Here is a 16,942-nt window from a genome sequence, read left to right on the forward strand (position 1 = left end):
CTTCTTCTTGAATTTTCAAGTGCTTGCTGTCGACTGGCGGCGCTATCTCACTGAAAACAAAAGATTTACCTGACGTTGCCCGGCAAATCTGCGAAAATGCGCGATTCCTTCCCGTCGATTGCGCCGTCCATGTCCGTGAGTCTGCCCGCTGCTAAGCCTATCCAGAGTTACCGACCCTTCTGGGGAACGCATGGCCGTACCGCCCCCTTCCTGCCGATGAGCCGGGCCGAGATGGATGAGCTGGGTTGGGAAGAATGCGACATCATCCTGGTCACAGGCGACGCCTATATCGACCACCCGAGTTTCGGTATGGCCCTGATCGGCCGCCTGCTCGAAGCGCAAGGCTTCCGGGTCGGCATCATCAGCCAGCCTGACTGGCAATCGGCCGAACCGTTCCGTGCCCTGGGCCGGCCGCGCCTGTTCTTTGGCATCACTGCCGGCAATATGGACTCGATGATCAACCGCTACACGGCCGACCGCAAACCACGCTCGGACGATGCCTATACCCCGCATGGTGCGGCAGGCAAGCGGCCTGATCGGGCGGTCACCATCTATTCGCAGCGCTGCCGTGAAGCCTATCCCGGCGTGCAGATCATGATCGGCGGCATCGAAGCCAGTCTGCGCCGGATTGCCCAATACGATTACTGGAGCGACAAGGTGCGCCAATCGGCGCTGGTCTATGCCAAGGCCGATATTCTGCTGTTCGGCAATGCCGAACGTGCCCTGGTCGAGATCGCCCACCGCGCCGCTGCCGGTGAAAAACTCAATCAGATCCGCGATGTGCGCGGCACCGCCTTTCTGGCGCCACAAGGCTGGCGGCCCGATGCCGAATGGCGGGAAGAGGATTCGAGCACTGTCGATCTGCCCGGTCGGGTCGATCCGCATCCCGACCCCTATGCCATGGAGCCGGAGCAGCCCAAGACCGCTGCGGCAGAAGCAGGTGCGCCGCAGCCGATCCGCTTGGTGAGCAAGGCCGAGCGGCTGGCTGCCAAGCTGGCCCAGCGCAGCAAGACCGTGGTGCGGATTCCCTCCTATGAGGCGGTGGCGTTCGATCCGGTGCTCTATGCCCACGCCAGCCGCGTGCTCCACCTCGAATCGAACCCCGGCAATGCCCGCGCCATGGTGCAGACCCACGGTGAGCGCGATGTCTGGCTCAATCCGCCGCCGATTCCGCTGTCGACCGAGGAAATGGATTTCGTCTACGGGCTCCATTACGCCCGCAATCCGCATCCGGCCTATCAGGGGGCCCGGATTCCGGCCTGGGAGATGATCCGGTTCTCGATCAATATCATGCGCGGCTGCTTCGGCGGCTGTACCTTCTGTTCGATCACCGAACACGAAGGCCGCATCATCCAGAGCCGCTCGGAAGGCTCGATCCTGCGCGAGATCGAGGAGATCCGCGACAAGACCGAAGGCTTTACCGGCCATATCACCGATCTGGGCGGCCCGACCGCCAATATGTACCGGCTGGCCTGCAAAGACCCGAAGATCGAATCGGCCTGTCGCCGTCTGTCCTGTGTTTACCCGGGTATCTGCGAAAACCTCAATACCGACCATGCGCCGCTGGTCCAACTCTACCGCAAGGCGCGGGCGATTCCGGGCGTGAAGAAGATCACCATCGGTTCGGGCCTGCGCTACGACATCGCGGTGCGCTCGCCCGAATACATCAAGGAGCTGGTGACGCACCATGTCAGCGGCTACCTCAAGATCGCCCCCGAGCATACCGAGGACGGACCACTGTCGAAGATGATGAAGCCCGGCATCGGGGCTTTCGAGCGCTTCAAGGAGCTGTTCGAGCGGTTCTCCAAACAGGCGGGCAAGCAGCAGTATCTGATTCCTTACTTTATCGCCGCCCACCCGGGCACGGCCGACGAGGACATGCTCAACCTCGCGCTATGGCTGAAGGAAAACAATTTCAAGCCAGACCAGGTGCAGGCGTTTACCCCGACACCGATGGCGCTGGCCACCACCATGTGGCATACCCGGCGCAATCCGCTCAAAAAACTCGGCCGCAGCTCGGAAAAGGTCGATGTGATCCGTGATGCACAGCGGCGCAAGCTGCACAAGGCGTTCTTGCGCTATCACGATCCGGTCAACTGGCCCTTGCTGCGTGAAGCCCTGCTGCGGATGGGCCGGGCCGATCTGATCGGCAATGGCCCGCAGCATCTGATCCCGGCCCAGCAGCCCGGTGAGCGGCTGGTTTCCGCGCCGCGTGAGCAGGGCGCAGGCGGACGTGGCCACGACCGGCCGCGCAGCGCGCCGCCCAAACGGCCCAATCTCGGCCAGGGGCGTGGTAAGCAGACCGGCAAGTCCTCGCGCGGCCGCTAGGTGCGTAAACACTTTTCCTTTTTCGTCGAGGCGGGCTGTGGCCCGCTTCGTTGTCCCTTTTCAATTTCCCGGACCCGTCTATGGCGCTTAAAGCCACGATTCACAAAGCCGAACTGTCGATCAGCGATATGGACCGAGGCTATTACGCCAGCCATAGTCTGACGCTGGCCCAGCATCCTTCCGAAACCATCGAGCGGCTGATGCTGCGGTTGGCGGTATTTGCCCTCAATGCCGACGAGCGGCTGAGCTTTACCCGCGATATCTGCGCCGATGATGAGCCGGCCTTATGGCGCAAGAACTATGGCGATGAGGTGGAGCTGTGGATCGATCTGGGCGAGCCCGACGAGCGTCGTCTGCGCCAAGCCTGCGGCCGCTCGCCCGAGGTGCGGCTCTATAGCTATGGTGGTCGGGCCGCTGATGTGTGGTGGAGCGGCATTCAAGGCAAACTCAGCCGGCTCAACAATCTGAGCATCTTCAGCATTGCCCCGGCAACGCTGGCTGAGCTGGCTGCGCTCAACCAGCGCAGTATGCAGTTGCAGGTGACGATCCAGGATGGGCAGATGTGGCTGTCAGATGGCACGACCACGGTGCTGCTCGAAGCGACCGTGCTGAAAGCGGCGCAATAGGAACAACCCGATGGAAAACGATTTCGAGTCGCGCCTGACCGAGTTGGAAATCCGCCTGGCCCTCCAGGACAACCTGGTCGATGAGCTGAACCGCGTCATTGCGCTCCAGCAACAGCAGATCGATCGCCTACAGGCGGAGTTGCGTTCGCTGCACCAGCATGTCCGCACGCTGGAACCTGCCGGGCGCGGTTCACCTGAGCAGGAAATTCCGCCACATTACTAAGTGCACTAGATATTAAAATAATGTGCAAAATATCTGCAAGGATTGATGCTTAATGAGTCAATATTTGAAAAATAAATGACTTGTTTCTTTGCAGGCCTCCCCCTCTGCCACCACACCCGGCCGGGCTCCTTATCGCTGTTTCGTTCAGCAACAACGGCCGTCTCCTCCACCTCTTCGCGCGCATCAGTCGCAACGCGGCGTCATGCCCTGGCCAATTTCCGCACCCAGGTCGAATTTGAGGCAAGGGCAGGTGATGGGCTGGTCAGAAGGGCTTCAGGGACGTCGTGTTTCTTCGGGCTCGTTGTGTCTCCAGACTCGGCGGCTGTTTCCTGCCAAAAGTCCGTTTACACAAAACTCAGTACACGCCCCTGACGCAGCGGCATTGGAGTCGTCTCAATCCTGCCTAAGCAGTCCTGCCTTGACTCAGGTCAACAGCCGTTTCTCACGGATGAGCTTCAATAGCGCCGAGGATTTTTCCCTCGGCAATAAAGGAAATCAGATGATGAGGACAACGATGCTCAAACGCGCCGCAACGGCCCTGACCCTGCTTGGCATGACGGCGCTGCCGCTGGTGGCCCAGGCCGATGAACCGTGGCTTGTGCGCGTGCGTGCCGTCAACCTCGACAGCGCTAACAAAGATTCGACCGGGCTTGGTCTGTCGATCAACGACAAGGTGATTCCCGAAGTCGATATTTCGTATTTCTTTACTCCGCAACTGGCGGCCGAGCTGGTGCTGACCTATCCGCAAAAGCACAAGGTCCGTTCCTATGGCGTTGAAATCGGCTCGCTCAAGCATCTGCCGCCGACGCTGATGCTCCAATATCACTTCACCAATGCCAGCGCCTTCAAGCCCTATCTCGGCGCCGGGGTCAACTACACCCGCTTCTCCAGCGTCCATTTCCACCCGGCCGTTGCCGCAGTGCTGCAACCGAGCGTGGACAAAAACAGCTTCGGCCTGGCCGCCCAGGCCGGTTTTGACTATCAGATCAACAAGAATCTGCTGCTGAACGTCGATCTGAAAAAGGTACAGATTCGCACCGATGTGAAATCGTTTGGTCGCAAGGCTGGCGAATTCCGGGTTGATCCGTGGTTGTTGGGCGTCGGTCTTGGCTGGCGTTTCTGAGAAAGCCCGATCCCGTCCAGACAAGATAGCGCAGATGGGATGATGGCCTGGCGTGCAAGGCCGGAAAGGTCGGAACTGGCCTGCACGCCAACGGTGCAAACACTTTCCGCCAGCTACTTCTCCTCGCGCTGCGACAACCAGTCGAGCGCGCCCAGCCCCGCCATGCGACCGCTGGCAAAGCAGGCCGTCAGCAGATAACCGCCCGTTGGCGCTTCCCAGTCGAGCATTTCTCCGGCGCAGAATACGCCGGGCATCGTTTTCAGCATCAAGTGGCTGTCGAGCGCTTCGAAGCGGACGCCTCCGGCGCTGCTGATCGCTTCATCGATCGGTCGTGGTGCGTGCAGGGTTAGCGGTAGCGCCTTGATGGCAGCAGCTAGACGCTTGGAGTCGTTGAAGGCTTCCTTGTCGAGGCACTCGCGCAGGAGACCGGCTTTGACACCGGTGAGGCCAAGCCGGCTTTGCAGATGGCTGGACCACGAGCGCGAGCCGCGCGGGTGGCTCACCTCGGCGTAAACCTTTTCCGCTGTGCGATCGGGCAGCAGGTCAAGCAGCAAGGTGGCGCTGCCTTGTTGCGTAATCGCTTTACGCAGTCGGGCTGAAAAGGCATAGATCAGGCTGCCTTCCACCCCGCTGGCGCTCACCACGAACTCACCCCGGCGCCGTTCGCCGGCGAATTCCACCGCCACGGTCTTGAGCGGCGCGCCGGCATGGCGTGCGCGGAAATGCTCGCTCCAGCCGATATCAAAGCCGCAGTTGGCCGGTTCAAGCTCGGCGATATCGACCCCATGCGGTCGCAACAGCGCTACCCAGGCGCCATCCGAACCTAGCCGCGACCAACTGGCCCCGCCCAGTGCGAGAATCAGTGCATCGGCCTCAAGGCTGTGTTCGCCATCGGGTCCGGCAAAGCGCAGCCGACCGGCTTCGTCCCAGCCCAGCCAGCGCTGACGCACATGGCATTGCACCCCGGCCTCGCGCAGCCGGTGCAGCCAGGCGCGCAGCAGTGGTGCAGCTTTCATATCGGTCGGGAAGACCCGGCCGGAGCTGCCGACAAAGGTGTCGATGCCAAGGCCATGTATCCAGTAGCGCAACTGTTCCGGACCCAAGCCATCGAGCCATGGCGCGATCTGTTCGGCCCGCTCGGCATAGCGGCTGAGAAAGGGGGCGAGCGGTTCGGAGTGGGTGATATTCATGCCTCCCACGCCCGCCAACAGGAATTTGCGGCCCAGCGAGGGCATCGCATCGAAAAGGTCGATCTGCAAGCCGTGACCGGCCAGGGTCTCGGCTGCCATCAGCCCGGCCGGGCCGCCGCCGACAATGACGACCCGGCGTGGCCGGTCAGAAAGGGAAGGGCGCATGCGTAGAGGCGAAAAGCGGAAAAGGGCGCCATTCTAGCCGCGCTGGCCATGATTGGGCGTGCCCGGCTGGCGGATGGGTGTCCAAGGGTTTGTGCGGTAGGAAGTGGTGGCGTCCTGTTTGGCTATTTTTGCCTGGTGGAGACTATGACTCTTGCAACGAGTTTTCCTTATTTTTTCCTCGGGAAGAGGTTTCCACTTCAGCCACTGGCGGCTCGAAGGCGACCGGATGGATGACCTTGGTAATCGGCGCGTCTTCTTCCTCGACATGCCAGTTGGCCCATAACCGTCCTTGCGTGTCGGGTTCGATGGCCAGCCAGTTGCGCTGTCCGATCAGATATTTGCGCCGACCGGCGATGGGAAGCATTGCAGCGGTAATGCCGCGGTCGATCTTTTCGATATGGCTGGCATTGGTTTCGAGCAGATAGCGCACCAGTGCAGGCGGCCCCGGGTGGACGACGCCCGAGGAGATCAGTTGATTGATCACCGCCGCATTGCCGACCGGGCCATGGCGGGTCGATTCGACGGCACAGGCAGCGCCGACATGGACATCACCCGACAGCAGCGTGACGCGGCAGCGTTTGGCGATGGCGAAATCGAGCAGGCGGTGGATCAGCCGCAGTCTTTCCTGTAGATGGGGCACGCTGCGCCAATGGTCGCGCAGATCGTCTTCGAGTTCCTGCTGGCCCGGCAGTGCTTCGAGCAGTTGTTCGAGCATGGCCAGATCGAGATAGGCCACCGGCACGCTCGACATCACCAGCAGATGCTGCTGCGGCGGCAGCCGGTCGAGCCAGTCGAACATCGCCTGCCACGACTGCGCCGATACAACCCGGTCTGGCGAGCGCTCGGAGCGCAGATCGAGTACCCACAGCGCCAGCTCGCCCAACTGGCTGAAGCCGAGATTGAAGGTCGTCTGGCCAGGGATGGCAGCCGGGTGTTTCTCGCGCAGGCCAAGTTGGAGCTGGAATATCCGGAAATAGTCGCGGGCCATCTCGAACAGCCCCTGAAATACCGGCGACTGATGCAGCTCAAGCGGGTAAGAGCCCCAGCCGTCGAAGATATCGTGGTCGTCCCACATCATCACGGTGGGAATCGAGCCCAGCGTCACCTGCGGTTCGGCCTGGGTCCAGCGCTTCAGGTAGACCTCGCAGAAGAACAGATCGGCCTGCTGCTGCATGGTGCGGCTCCAGGCCGACCTGATCCGGCGTTGGTAGGGCAGTTCGGTCCATTGGTAGAGGCTGTCGATGGTGCGCCACATCTCGTCGGAATAGATCTGGTCACCGCCAAGCAGCAGCAGATGGTAGGGCTCGCGCTGGTGCTGCGCCTGGAGATGCTTCCAGCGCTCGTTCTTGTCATCGACCTTCTTCATCAGCTTGGGGTCGGAGAAGCCGTTGCACGAGGCATAAGCGAGCCGTGGTGTAGCGGCCGGCACAGACAACTGGCGTTTAAGGCCGCCGATCTCGTACTCGACTTGACCCGCATCGAGTGGCAGATCGATATCGAGCCGCCAGACCTTATAGGCCGGTGCCGTAAACGGCACCTTGGCGATGGTGCGGGTTTTGACGATCAGCGCCTTGGCCATCTGGAGGACCGGCGCTGTCTTATCAAGCTCGGTGACGCAGAGCAGGGAAATGCACCAGCGCTTGGCGCGCAAACCACGAAATTGCAGGATGGGACCGAGAACCAGGGACATCGGGGGCTCCTGGGAAAAAGGAAGGGCCGCTCCGCCGGCCCGGGTGGAGGTATTGTACGATAGAAAAAATCATGAAATAAGTGTGCAAGGAATATGGCGACCTATGATTTGTTTATAAAATATTTAGTATCCGATCTTGGCAAGCCGCTCCATGCTCTCCAAGGCCATAGCCCAAGCACAAGAGAAGGGTATGCGGTCACTGCCAAAGCAGGACGCCAGGGAAAATGGCTTGACTCAGAGTGATGGACGAGGAGCCGGAAAGCATGCGCTTCCCCAGCATCCGGGCCAGGTTCCGGTCCCGCTGCCAGGTAAGCGCCATCAGTGCCCAAGCAGGTTCCGGCAGGCCGGGGCGCGAAGGTGGCGAGAGAGCGGGGGTAAGGGAGAGGCAGCAATAAGATCGGGAGGAAAACGGCGTGAGGCTGATCGCCCCCACCGCTTCCTCCCGCCAGCCGTCCGTTACAGCGCAGACGGCATTGATTCAGCCTCAGGCTGCTGCCAGCACCAGCTTCGACAGCCAGTTCTTGATGATGGCGAGGTGTTGCTGTTCCTGATGAAGTGCCTGGCGGAACTGAGCGGCCATATCGGGGTGGCCGGCCTGTTCGGTCAGATCAGCGAGCAGTTCCCAGCCGGCGTTGTCGGTCATCTCGGCAGTCAGGATGGCGTTGAGGCACTGCGGCAGATTGGTGCGTGGGTCGGTGAGGACTTGCATCACCCCAAGCGAAGACACGGCGCTGATATCGGCGCATGGGGTCTGGGCGGTGGGGTCGGCGCCAAGTTTTTCCATGGCATCGGACAGCAGTTTGAAGTGCTGCAATTCCTCCGAGCGGATGCGTTGCAGGGTATCGAGTGGCATTTCCGGCAGATCGCTGCCGGGAATGGCGCCCAGCTCGTTGCGTAGCGGTTCTTCGCCGGCTGTGGCGATGGCTGCCTGATATTTGGCGATCAGCGCGTCGTACAGCCGGGTACCGCTGCGCTCGAAAGCCAGTCGTTCGCCCAGTTTGTCGATCAGCATCTCGGGGTGTTTGCCGCTCAGTTTGGACACGGTCATATTGATCGCGCCCTTGAGGGAGCCCGGCATAGGTACCGAGCCGACGATGCCCGCGTCGGCAATATAGTTCTGCCGCTGGGCATCGAGGCCCAGGGCGGCGGTATCGGGCGTGGGCGAGCGTTCTTCGGCGGCTTCGAGCAGCTCCTCGGTATCGAAGGGCGACATTTGAAAGCCGGTACGGTTGAGTCCGATGGAAGGGGTGTTCTGCATGGTGATAGACCTCTCTCGATAAGGGGAAACCGGCCAGTCCACGTTTTCAGACTGGGGTGACGTCGCGGTTGAGTTCGGTGCCTGGGGTGAAGCGGTAGCCTTCGGCCACGATGCGCGACGGCGAACCCTGGGCGTTCATGGCACGGCGATAGGCCAGTGACACCTCGGACTCGGCTTCCTGGCCGACGAACTCAGTACCGGTGGCACGCATCCCCACTTCGGCATCGAGTACGCTGCGGACGAATTCGCGCTGACTGGTAAAGGGAATGGAGCGCGGCAACTGATCGGCCAGCAGCTCGGCCGGGTCACGGCGCTCGTACTGCTTGAACAGTTCGCCGACAAAGTGCAGATGACCCAGTTCGTAGTCGAGAAAGCGCTCCCAGAGCGCCTTGATGCGCGGATTGCTCTCCTGCTCGACGCAGGAGAAATAGTTGTAGACCTCGGTGGCTTCGTGGATCAGCCACTTTTCCAGATAACTCTCTTCCGGGTCCTGCAAGGAGCTGTACTGGGTGACGTGCTGCTCTTCGATCGAGGCGATCTCGGCATAGAGCTGGCGGGCAATCGGGTCGGCAAACAGCGGACCGACATTCATGTAGTAGTCATGGGTCTGATACTCGGCCGCCGTGATCATGGTGGCATGGAGCCGGGTAATCAGCGCCGCATTGTGGCGGTCGTAGGAGCGCCGGACATCGTCTTCCGGGGCACGGTGCTCATCGGGGGTGGGGCGGCCCGGCACGATATCGGTGTAGCCCTGGGTGATATTGTTGGCGTCCTTGCCTTCGAGCCGGTCGAGCAGGGCCGAGTAGCGGTACAGATGGTCGAAATCCTCAAGCAGACCAAAGCGGTACGCCTGGGCCTGATACGGATCGGGCTCGTTCTGCGCCACGGCCGCCGTCACTTCGATGGCCACCTGCTCGTAGGCAATGGTGGTTTCCAGCGGCGAGTGATCGGGGCCGAGCAGGCCGTTGATCAGCGTGGCCTGGTGTTGTTCCACCCGCCGGATCTGTGCCAGCGGCACGCGCAGCTCACGGTTGAAACGGGCGATCAGATGCTTGAGCCGCAGGGCATCGAGTTCCAGGCCATTCATCAGAATGATGCGGACCCGGGTAAAGGCATCGTCATCGAGTTTGCTGATCGGGTTCTGTACGAGATCGCGCCAGGTAAAGCGTTGCTGGTCGAGCGGACAGCCCTTGGCGTCGAACAGATGGGAAAGACTGGTCATGACGTCTCCTTTGCTGCGTCGGGAATCGAGTGTTTCTACGCAGCAAACCGGAGTCCTGGATGACTGAGCGCCTCAATTAGAGAAAATCTGCATCGAGTCACGGCTCTGTTGAAAATGCGTCAGCGTCGGAATGTAAAAAAGACGTCGTGAGGTGGGAGAGATGCCTGCTTGGGCGGAGGACGAGGATGGGTAGAAGGAGCTCAAGGAAATGTAAAAATATTTTATATTTTTCTCTTTCTGGCCTCCCATCTTGCGGGTATTTGGCACTTTTGTTGATCAGCTGTGCCTTCTACAGAATTCTCCTCCCCAACAGCGGTGATCCACGAAGTATCCACGCTACAGCAGGTCACTGCCTGCGGTCTTGACCGTCTGATGAGCCTGGTCGAATTGGACGCCAGCTTGAAGCGGATGGGTAGGAAACCCATCCGTAGCCCTCACTGCCTTAGCGCCAGCTCAGCCGTTCGACCTTGTAGCTGTCGTTGACCGTGGCCTCGACCCCCTTGAGATCGCGGTCGAACACCACGGTCTGGGTCGGGTAGGCGAGGGTGGCGAAAGGCAGCTCGTCGAGCAGAAGGTTCTGTACATTGAGATAGCGCCGGGTACGGGCGGCCTCGGTGGTGGCGAGGCGGCCGGCGTCGAGTTCGGCGTCGAGCCTGTTATTGCAGTATTGAGCGAAGTTGTAGCCGTTACGGGTGGCATCGCATGAGGCGAGGCTGCTGTAGAAGCCATCGGGATCAAGCGCTCCCGACCAGCCCGACAGCATCGACGGCGGCTCGCCGGCGCGGGCGCGCTTGACCAGCTCGGTCCAGTCGATCACCCGCAGCGTGGTCTTGACGCCGATCTTGGCCCAGTCAGCCTGGATCAGCTCGGCAGTCAGCTTGAAATTCGGATTGGTGCCCGAGCCGCCCGGCCGCACCCACAGCTCGACTTCGGTGCCGTTGGGGTAGCCTGCCTCGGCCAGCAGTTTTTTGGCGCGAACCAGATCCTGGCTGGTCGCGGCGACTTTCTCCACCCCCCACAGGCTGCGTGGCGAATAGGGCGTGCTGCCGACTTCGGCGCGCTGATCGTACACAGTCTTGACGATGGCTTCGCGATCGAGCGCCAGATTGAGCGCTTGCCGCACCCGCTTATCGTCGAACGGCTTCTTGCTGACATTGAAGAACAGGAAGCTCGACGCCTGACTGCGCTGCGGCGTGGTGCTCAGCTTGGGATGGTTCTCGACCCGCGGCAAATCCTGCGGCTTGATCGCATCGGTCAATTGGCACTCGCCGGCGAGCAGCTTCTGCACCCGCACCGATGCATCGCTGACCGGCACCAGCACCAGCCGTTCAATGGCCAGACGGCCACGGAAATAGTTGGGGTGCGCTTCATAGCGGATCGCCTGGCCCTTGTCGTACTTCTTCAGCAGATAGGGGCCGGTGCCGACCGGCTGGGAGGAAATCGCCAGCGGGGTATTGGCACGTTCGAGTTGGCTGGCGTATTCGGCCGAGACGATGGAGAGCGCCGGATGGGCGAAACGCTCGAGCAGCGGCGCGAACGGCCGGTGCAGTTCGAGCCGGATCGTGTAGTCGTCGACTTTCTCGACCCGCTTGAACAGATTGTTCCATTCGCCGCTCAGGGCATACGGAAAACCGCCTGGGGCGCCACGGGCGCCGGGGTGTTTGGGGTCAAGCTGACGTTGCAGGGTGAACAGCACGTCGTCGGCGTTGAAATCGCGGCTGGGTTTGAACCAGTCGGTGGTATGGAACTTGACGCCACGCCGCAGATGGAAGGTGTAGAGGCGGCCATCGTCGGAGATGGTCCAGCGTTCGGCCAGCGCCGGGTTGAACTTGAACGGGCCGGGTTCGTAATCGATTAGGGTGTTATAGATCTTCGAGGCCGAAGCACCATGGGTGGCATTATTGGCCGATTGGGCCGGATCAAAGCCATCGGGATCGGCATCGGTGCAGACCACCAGCGGCTTGGCGACCGCGGGCAGGGCGAAAGCGAGCAGCAAAAGGGTGGACAAACGCATAGAGTGGGTATCCGTTGCAGAAGAACGCAGGGTTATAGAGCGTATCGGCCTGTTCGGGGAACTGTCTAAGAATAGATCAGCTTGAATAAAGAACTATTGCAATAGGCAATGGCTATGCCCGCTTCTATAATCGGCCCCGACCTATCACAACCAGCGACGCAGGGGATGCAAGGGTGAACGCGAACGACACGGCCGCGATGACGGTTGAGCTCTACCGGCCCGGTCCGGCGCCACAGCAGGCCCAAGTCGCGCTGGAAGCCAGTGCTGGCGCTTATTGGGTGGTGCTGCGACAGCATGATGGCAACCAGTGGCGGACGCTGCGCAAACACAGCACTGCGCTTGCCTGGGAAGCTGCCTGCGAGCGGCATCGGCAGGCCGTGGCGGCTCTGCTCGACGATGGCTTTCTGGGGGTGGTCAGTATGGTGCCTCCTGTCGATACACCACCGTTTGAACTCCCCGCCGGTCAGCGTGCCACCTTGCTGGCAAGGCTTGAGGCCGAAAACTGGCGTCTGCTGAGTCCGCTGCGCCGCTCGCGTACTGCCTGGCGTCTGGGTGAATTACGGCTTGCGGCCGCTGTCCCGCGTCTTGTCGAGTTGCTGGGGACAGGCGAGGCCCTGCTCGACTATTCGATTGCCTGGGCCTGCGGCCGTTGTGGCGACCCTGGGGCCAAGGTCGCGCTGGACGAACTATCGCGTCGCTCGGCCGATGAGATGGTGCGGCGGATGGCCCGGCTGGCCTGGCTGGAGCTCGCTGAGACGAGCGAGCGTGAGGTGCTGGCCGCCCGCTTGATCGCCGACTGGCCGGCCGTATTGCGCGAAGCCTGGCGCGCGGGCGAGCCGGCGCGGCTGTATCCCGTCATCGACGCCCCCTCGACCTGGAAAAATTTTTCCTATGCCGACTGGCTGGAACAACTCGATCAGGTCGCCCGTATCGATCCCGCCATCCGTCCGCTGCTGCAACGCGAAATCGCCCGAATGCCACTGGAAGCCGGCTATTTCCGTACCCTGCGTCGGCTGTACAAAGCCGCTGAATTGCGGGGCGATGCGGAAATCTGGTCCTTGCTGCAACGACGCTTCGAGCAGACGTCCGGCCGTTTTCGCAGCGACCAGGGACTCTATCTCGATGGCCGCTGGGTCCGTCCGGAAAAAGAACTGAGCCGCCCGGACAGCCGGCTCGCCTATTCGGTCGATACCCGCAACTATCTGATCCGCCGTGGCTGGCGTCTGCTGCGCCGGCTTGGCGAAGCTGGCAGCCCCGAATTTGCCCTGCTGGCCTTTGCGGTCCTGCTGCGTTACGACGACCGGGATGGCGAGCCGCCGTTTCTGCGCACCTTCTATGTGCAGGAGGGCCGACGGTGGACTGCGGTGCAGCGCCACTACCACCGCCATAGCGAGGCGGTGCTGTTCAATCGTCTGCTCTACCGGCCCGGTGGCCCGGTTCACTTATCACGCCATGGTCTGCGCAGTTGGGCGCTCGACAAGCTGACGGCCGAGCGGGAACAGCGGGTTGAATCGCTGCCCGAGCAGTGGAACCGCCGGCCCGACCTGCTGCTGCGGCTGGCGCTGGAGAGCCACTCGGAGTGGGTGCAGGGTTTTGCGGTACGCGCCCTGGCCGACCAGCCGCTCTACTGCGCCCGGCTGGACGACCAGCTATGGCGCCGTCTGCTTAATAGTCCATTTGCCGTGACCGCCAACTTTGCCCATCGCCAGTTGAGCGAACGGATCGCTGCTGGCGCCGAGCGGCGCGAGGACTGGCTGGCCCTGCTGCTGGGCAGCCGCCATGAGGCGATTGCCCGTGCGGGACTGGAACTCCTGGCCGCCGATCCGGCCAGCCATGCGGCAAGCTCCCGCCTGGTCACGGCAGCGTTGACAGCCCGTCTGGCCGAAGTCCGCCGCCAGGCAAGGCTACTGGCTCAGGCGGCGACTGCGGTAGCCGGCGTGGCCGAGGCGGTGCTAGCTGCGCTGCTGGACTGGCTTGAAGCCGCCGACCCGTTTACCGAGTCGCTCGATGAGATCGCCCCTGAACTCACCTGGGCGCTGACTCAGCCGTTTCGCACCGCTGCGAGCCAAGTCGAGCGCCAGCGTCTGCTGGCCTTGCTCGACCATCCCTGTGTGGCCGTGCGCTGTCTGGCGGTCGAGTGGCTGCTGCTCTACCCGCAAGCGCCGCAGGATCTGCCCACCACGCGCTACCACGCGCTGCTCGACAGCGAGGACGAGCGCCTGGTGGCGGCGGGCATCCGACTGCTTGGCGCACTGCCCGAACCGGTGCTGTTTACCCAGGCCGAGCTGATCGCACGGTTCTGCCTGTCGCCCCATCGTTTGGCGCGGCAGGCGGCCTTGCAGGTGGCCGGGCGTCTGGCGGGGCACGATGCAGGCTTCTGCGCCACGCTGTTGCCCAGGCTGCTCGATGGATTGTTCCGCACCGAGTCCTCGCCTGACCTGCACGACGACCTGTACAGCGCGCTGACCGGTTCGCTGGCCGAACCGCTGCGGACTCAGCCGCTCGATCTGACGCTGCGGCTGCTTGAATCGCGCAGCCGTGGGGCGCAGCGTCTGGGGGCATGGCTGTTGGCAGGACGCGCCGATGGCGACCTGTCCGCCGCCCAATGGGCCAGACTGGCCCGCCATGAAACCCTGGCGATTCGCCAGCGTGCTGTGACGATCCTGACCGAGCACTTTGCCGAGATCGGCCTGGTTGACCTGTTGCCGGTGCTGGACAGCCGTTGGGACGACAGCCGGGCTGCGGTGTTGACCTTGTTGCGTGAGCGGGTCGAGGCGGCGGTCTGGACACCCGAGCAGTTGATCGCGCTGTGCGACCACGCTTATGGGGATGTGCAGCAGTTGGGCTGCGAGCTGTTGGCAGCGCGACTGGCGGCTGGACAGAACAGCCAGTGTCTGCTGGCGCTGGCGCAGCATCCCTCGCTGCGGATTCAGGGTTTCGTCGCCGACTGGCTGCAGCGCAGCGTCGGCGACCAGGCGGCCGAGCTGGCGCGCCTGCGGCCGTATTTCCTGACCGTGCTGTCGCAGGTCAACCGTGGCCGCGCCGCCAAAACGGCGCTGTTCGAGTTTCTGGGCGCACGGGCTGCCGCTTCCGAAGCCGCCGCCCGCGAAGTCGCGGCGCTGTTCGAGCGGCTGGCCGTCACGGTGGCGCTGACCGACCGGGCGCAGTATGTGGCGGGGCTTTATGCGATCCGGCGTCGCTATCCCGAGCTGGCCACGGCCTTGACCATCCATACGCCCACCGTCCGTCAGGGAGAGGCTTGATGCAGTTTCACTACCGTTATTACGGCGAGAGCCGGGTGGTCGACGACAGCGCCACGACGGCAATCTCGTTTGCGCCCGATACCTTGCGCAAGCCTGTCCACTTCGTCGCCGATATCGGCCGCCATCTGCCGTTTCGCGAAGCCATCTCGGCGCTACATTCGGTGGTGGTGTCCGATCTGCGTACCCGGACCCGCGATACCAGCGAGTATCAAGCTTGGCTGCGCAGTCAGGAAGGTGTGCTGCTGGCGCAATTCATGGCGCGCAGCGGCGAATTGCGCGGCCGGGCCGCTACGGTCAAGGCCGAGCTGGAAGCGGTGCAGCAGCAGAAGCAGGCGCTGCTCGACCCGTTCTGGCGCGCGCGGCGGCAATACTTCGAGCATCTGTATCAGAGCGATCGTTCGCTCTGGATCGTGCTCGACCCGGTGATTACCGTGCATCCGGACCGGGTGTTCTTCGAATGTTTCAGCCGCGACGAATCGACCTACGGCAGCCTGAGTTGCAGCCATGAGGTGTTCTCGCGTCTGGGCGACTTTTCCTGCGGTACCACCAATATCGATTACTCGGCGGCGCTGTACGACGAATTCCAGAAAATCCGCGACTACAAGACCACCCGTCTGGCCATCGAGCCGGGCGGCTTTGCGGTGCAGACCGGCGACGATCCGGGCTTTGTCGAACACAAGATCGATGTGCCCGACAGCTGGGTGCGCGGTTTTCTGCAAGTCAGCGCGGCGATGGCCCAGCCGGGGCGGCGGCTGAGTCTGCATCCGATGGACCTGCACAACTTCTGTCTGCTGTTGCGGCGGCGCAAGGAAAAGGTCGGGCCGCGCTCGATCCGTTTCGTGCTTGAGCCAGGACGGCCGGTCAAGGCGGTGTTCGAGCCATGGGGGACTGAGGTGGTCTGTCCGCGTTCGAGCCATGATGCCGCTGAGCCGGAAACCATACGCATCTGGGGCCGCCGCCGGCTGTTGACCCTGGAGCGGCTGATTCCGCTGGCTGAGCGGGTCGAGGTCCATCTGCTGGGAACCGGCCTGCCGAGCTTTTGGATGGTCGAAGGCAGCGATCTGCGCTTTACCCTGGGCTTGTCGGGCTGGACCGCCAACGATTGGTCGCGCTCCGGCCAGTTCGATCTGTTTGGGCCACGTCAGCACGCCGACGCGGCCACGCGCGAGCAGGTCTACGCCACCTTGGCGCGGCACTGGCGTATGACGCCGCAGCAGCTCGGGGCCGAAGCGGGGCTCGATCCGGTGCTGGCGGAGTCTTGTCTGCTGCTGTTTGCCGAAGCAGGGCGGGTCGTGTACGACCTGGGCGACCGGGTCTACCGGCTGCGCGAATTGTCGCGCGAACCGCTGCCGCTCGATCGGCTGCGCTTTGCCAATGAACGGGAAGCGGCGGCCAGCGAGCTGGTGGCGGGCGGTGCGGTGAGCGGACTCACGCTGAGCGACAGCAACGGTGGTCAGGTGATTGCGGCCGAGGTCAAGGACAGGCGTTCCTATCGCGTGCGGCTGGTGATCGACGGCGACGAGCGTCTGGTCGAGGCGGAGTGCCAGTGCGACGACTTTATCCGCCACCGGCTCTATCGCGGTCCATGTGCCCATATGCTGGCGGCTCGGCTGCTGGCACAGCGGCGGACCCGGCTGCAAAAGACGGTGGCAGAGGCTGCCAACGGCTGAATGAGGACCGGTCCGCGCCTCGGCCGGACCGGAATGTCGAACCGAATTTAATCGATTGAGGAGAAATCGCCGGGTCTGCTAGACTCGGGTCCGCGAGCGACGGGGTGGCTCTTGCAACCCGGACGGTGGATCGCCGTCCTTGCTTATAGCTGTCCCACGCGTCACTGGCC

11 protein-coding genes are annotated in these 16,942 nt (G+C 62.5%); 6 read left to right on the plus strand and 5 right to left on the minus strand.

The genetic code is table 11. From position 1 onward, the window contains the following. Positions 1-129 precede the first annotated feature (129 nt). The 4 genes from ACFOW7_RS02990 to ACFOW7_RS03005 all read left to right on the plus strand — a co-directional run bounded on the left by ACFOW7_RS02990 (position 130) and on the right by ACFOW7_RS03005 (position 4,300). The gene (locus tag ACFOW7_RS02990) at positions 130-2,328 is read left to right on the plus strand and encodes a YgiQ family radical SAM protein (protein WP_378160858.1); all 2,199 of its coding nucleotides are present in this window, start codon (positions 130-132) and stop codon (positions 2,326-2,328) included. Positions 2,329-2,408: 80 nt separating this feature from the next. Next, positions 2,409-2,954, plus strand: coding sequence for a YaeQ family protein (locus tag ACFOW7_RS02995; RefSeq protein WP_378160860.1), 546 nt, complete (start codon positions 2,409-2,411; stop codon positions 2,952-2,954). Between the two features lie 10 nt (positions 2,955-2,964). Further along, positions 2,965-3,177 (plus strand): SlyX family protein, encoded by a 213-nt coding sequence (locus ACFOW7_RS03000; protein WP_378160862.1) that lies wholly within the window; start codon positions 2,965-2,967, stop codon positions 3,175-3,177. Positions 3,178-3,676: 499 nt separating this feature from the next. Further along, the gene (locus tag ACFOW7_RS03005; protein ID WP_378160864.1) at positions 3,677-4,300 is read left to right on the plus strand and encodes an OmpW/AlkL family protein; all 624 of its coding nucleotides are present in this window, start codon (positions 3,677-3,679) and stop codon (positions 4,298-4,300) included. 113 nt (positions 4,301-4,413) lie between these two features. Here ACFOW7_RS03005 and ACFOW7_RS03010 read toward each other — a convergent pair whose 3' ends face one another. The 5 genes from ACFOW7_RS03010 to ACFOW7_RS03030 all read right to left on the minus strand — a co-directional run bounded on the left by ACFOW7_RS03010 (position 4,414) and on the right by ACFOW7_RS03030 (position 11,839). After that, positions 4,414-5,655, minus strand: a complete 1,242-nt coding sequence (locus tag ACFOW7_RS03010; protein WP_378160866.1) for a TIGR03862 family flavoprotein — start codon at positions 5,653-5,655, stop codon at positions 4,414-4,416. A gap of 142 nt (positions 5,656-5,797) precedes the next feature. Continuing rightward, positions 5,798-7,345, minus strand: coding sequence for an alkaline phosphatase D family protein (locus ACFOW7_RS03015; protein WP_378160868.1), 1,548 nt, complete (start codon positions 7,343-7,345; stop codon positions 5,798-5,800). Positions 7,346-7,829: 484 nt separating this feature from the next. Beyond that, complete coding sequence (locus tag ACFOW7_RS03020) at positions 7,830-8,603, minus strand: ferritin-like domain-containing protein (protein WP_378160870.1); 774 nt, start codon at positions 8,601-8,603, stop codon at positions 7,830-7,832. A gap of 46 nt (positions 8,604-8,649) precedes the next feature. Further along, positions 8,650-9,825, minus strand: a complete 1,176-nt coding sequence (locus ACFOW7_RS03025) for a hypothetical protein (RefSeq protein WP_378160872.1) — start codon at positions 9,823-9,825, stop codon at positions 8,650-8,652. Between the two features lie 442 nt (positions 9,826-10,267). After that, on the minus strand, positions 10,268-11,839 hold the full coding sequence (locus tag ACFOW7_RS03030) for an ABC transporter substrate-binding protein (protein WP_378160874.1): 1,572 nt from the start codon (positions 11,837-11,839) through the stop codon (positions 10,268-10,270). A gap of 173 nt (positions 11,840-12,012) precedes the next feature. On the opposite strand from ACFOW7_RS03030, the gene ACFOW7_RS03035 reads away from it, so the two are divergent. Continuing rightward, positions 12,013-15,102, plus strand: a complete 3,090-nt coding sequence (locus ACFOW7_RS03035) for a hypothetical protein (protein WP_378160876.1) — start codon at positions 12,013-12,015, stop codon at positions 15,100-15,102. Further along, positions 15,102-16,772: an SWIM zinc finger family protein gene (locus ACFOW7_RS03040; RefSeq protein WP_378160878.1), complete on the plus strand. Its 1,671-nt coding sequence runs from the start codon at positions 15,102-15,104 to the stop codon at positions 16,770-16,772. The genes ACFOW7_RS03035 and ACFOW7_RS03040 overlap by 1 nt, the downstream gene beginning before the upstream one ends. Positions 16,773-16,942 lie beyond the last annotated feature (170 nt).

The organism is Chitinimonas lacunae (genome assembly GCF_042650885.1).
GTDB classification, from domain to species: domain Bacteria; phylum Pseudomonadota; class Gammaproteobacteria; order Burkholderiales; family Chitinimonadaceae; genus Chitinimonas_A; species Chitinimonas_A lacunae.

Coding starts and splice junctions, on each gene's coding strand:
- ACFOW7_RS02990 (WP_378160858.1), top strand. CDS start 130: ATGTCCGTGAGTCTGCCCGCTGCTAAGCCTATCCAGAGTTACCGACCC.
- ACFOW7_RS03025 (WP_378160872.1), bottom strand. CDS start 9,825: ATGACCAGTCTTTCCCATCTGTTCGACGCCAAGGGCTGTCCGCTCGAC.
- ACFOW7_RS03000 (WP_378160862.1), top strand. CDS start 2,965: ATGGAAAACGATTTCGAGTCGCGCCTGACCGAGTTGGAAATCCGCCTG.
- ACFOW7_RS03020 (WP_378160870.1), bottom strand. CDS start 8,603: ATGCAGAACACCCCTTCCATCGGACTCAACCGTACCGGCTTTCAAATG.
- ACFOW7_RS03030 (WP_378160874.1), bottom strand. CDS start 11,839: ATGCGTTTGTCCACCCTTTTGCTGCTCGCTTTCGCCCTGCCCGCGGTC.
- ACFOW7_RS03005 (WP_378160864.1), top strand. CDS start 3,677: ATGATGAGGACAACGATGCTCAAACGCGCCGCAACGGCCCTGACCCTG.
- ACFOW7_RS02995 (WP_378160860.1), top strand. CDS start 2,409: ATGGCGCTTAAAGCCACGATTCACAAAGCCGAACTGTCGATCAGCGAT.
- ACFOW7_RS03010 (WP_378160866.1), bottom strand. CDS start 5,655: ATGCGCCCTTCCCTTTCTGACCGGCCACGCCGGGTCGTCATTGTCGGC.
- ACFOW7_RS03015 (WP_378160868.1), bottom strand. CDS start 7,345: ATGTCCCTGGTTCTCGGTCCCATCCTGCAATTTCGTGGTTTGCGCGCC.
- ACFOW7_RS03040 (WP_378160878.1), top strand. CDS start 15,102: ATGCAGTTTCACTACCGTTATTACGGCGAGAGCCGGGTGGTCGACGAC.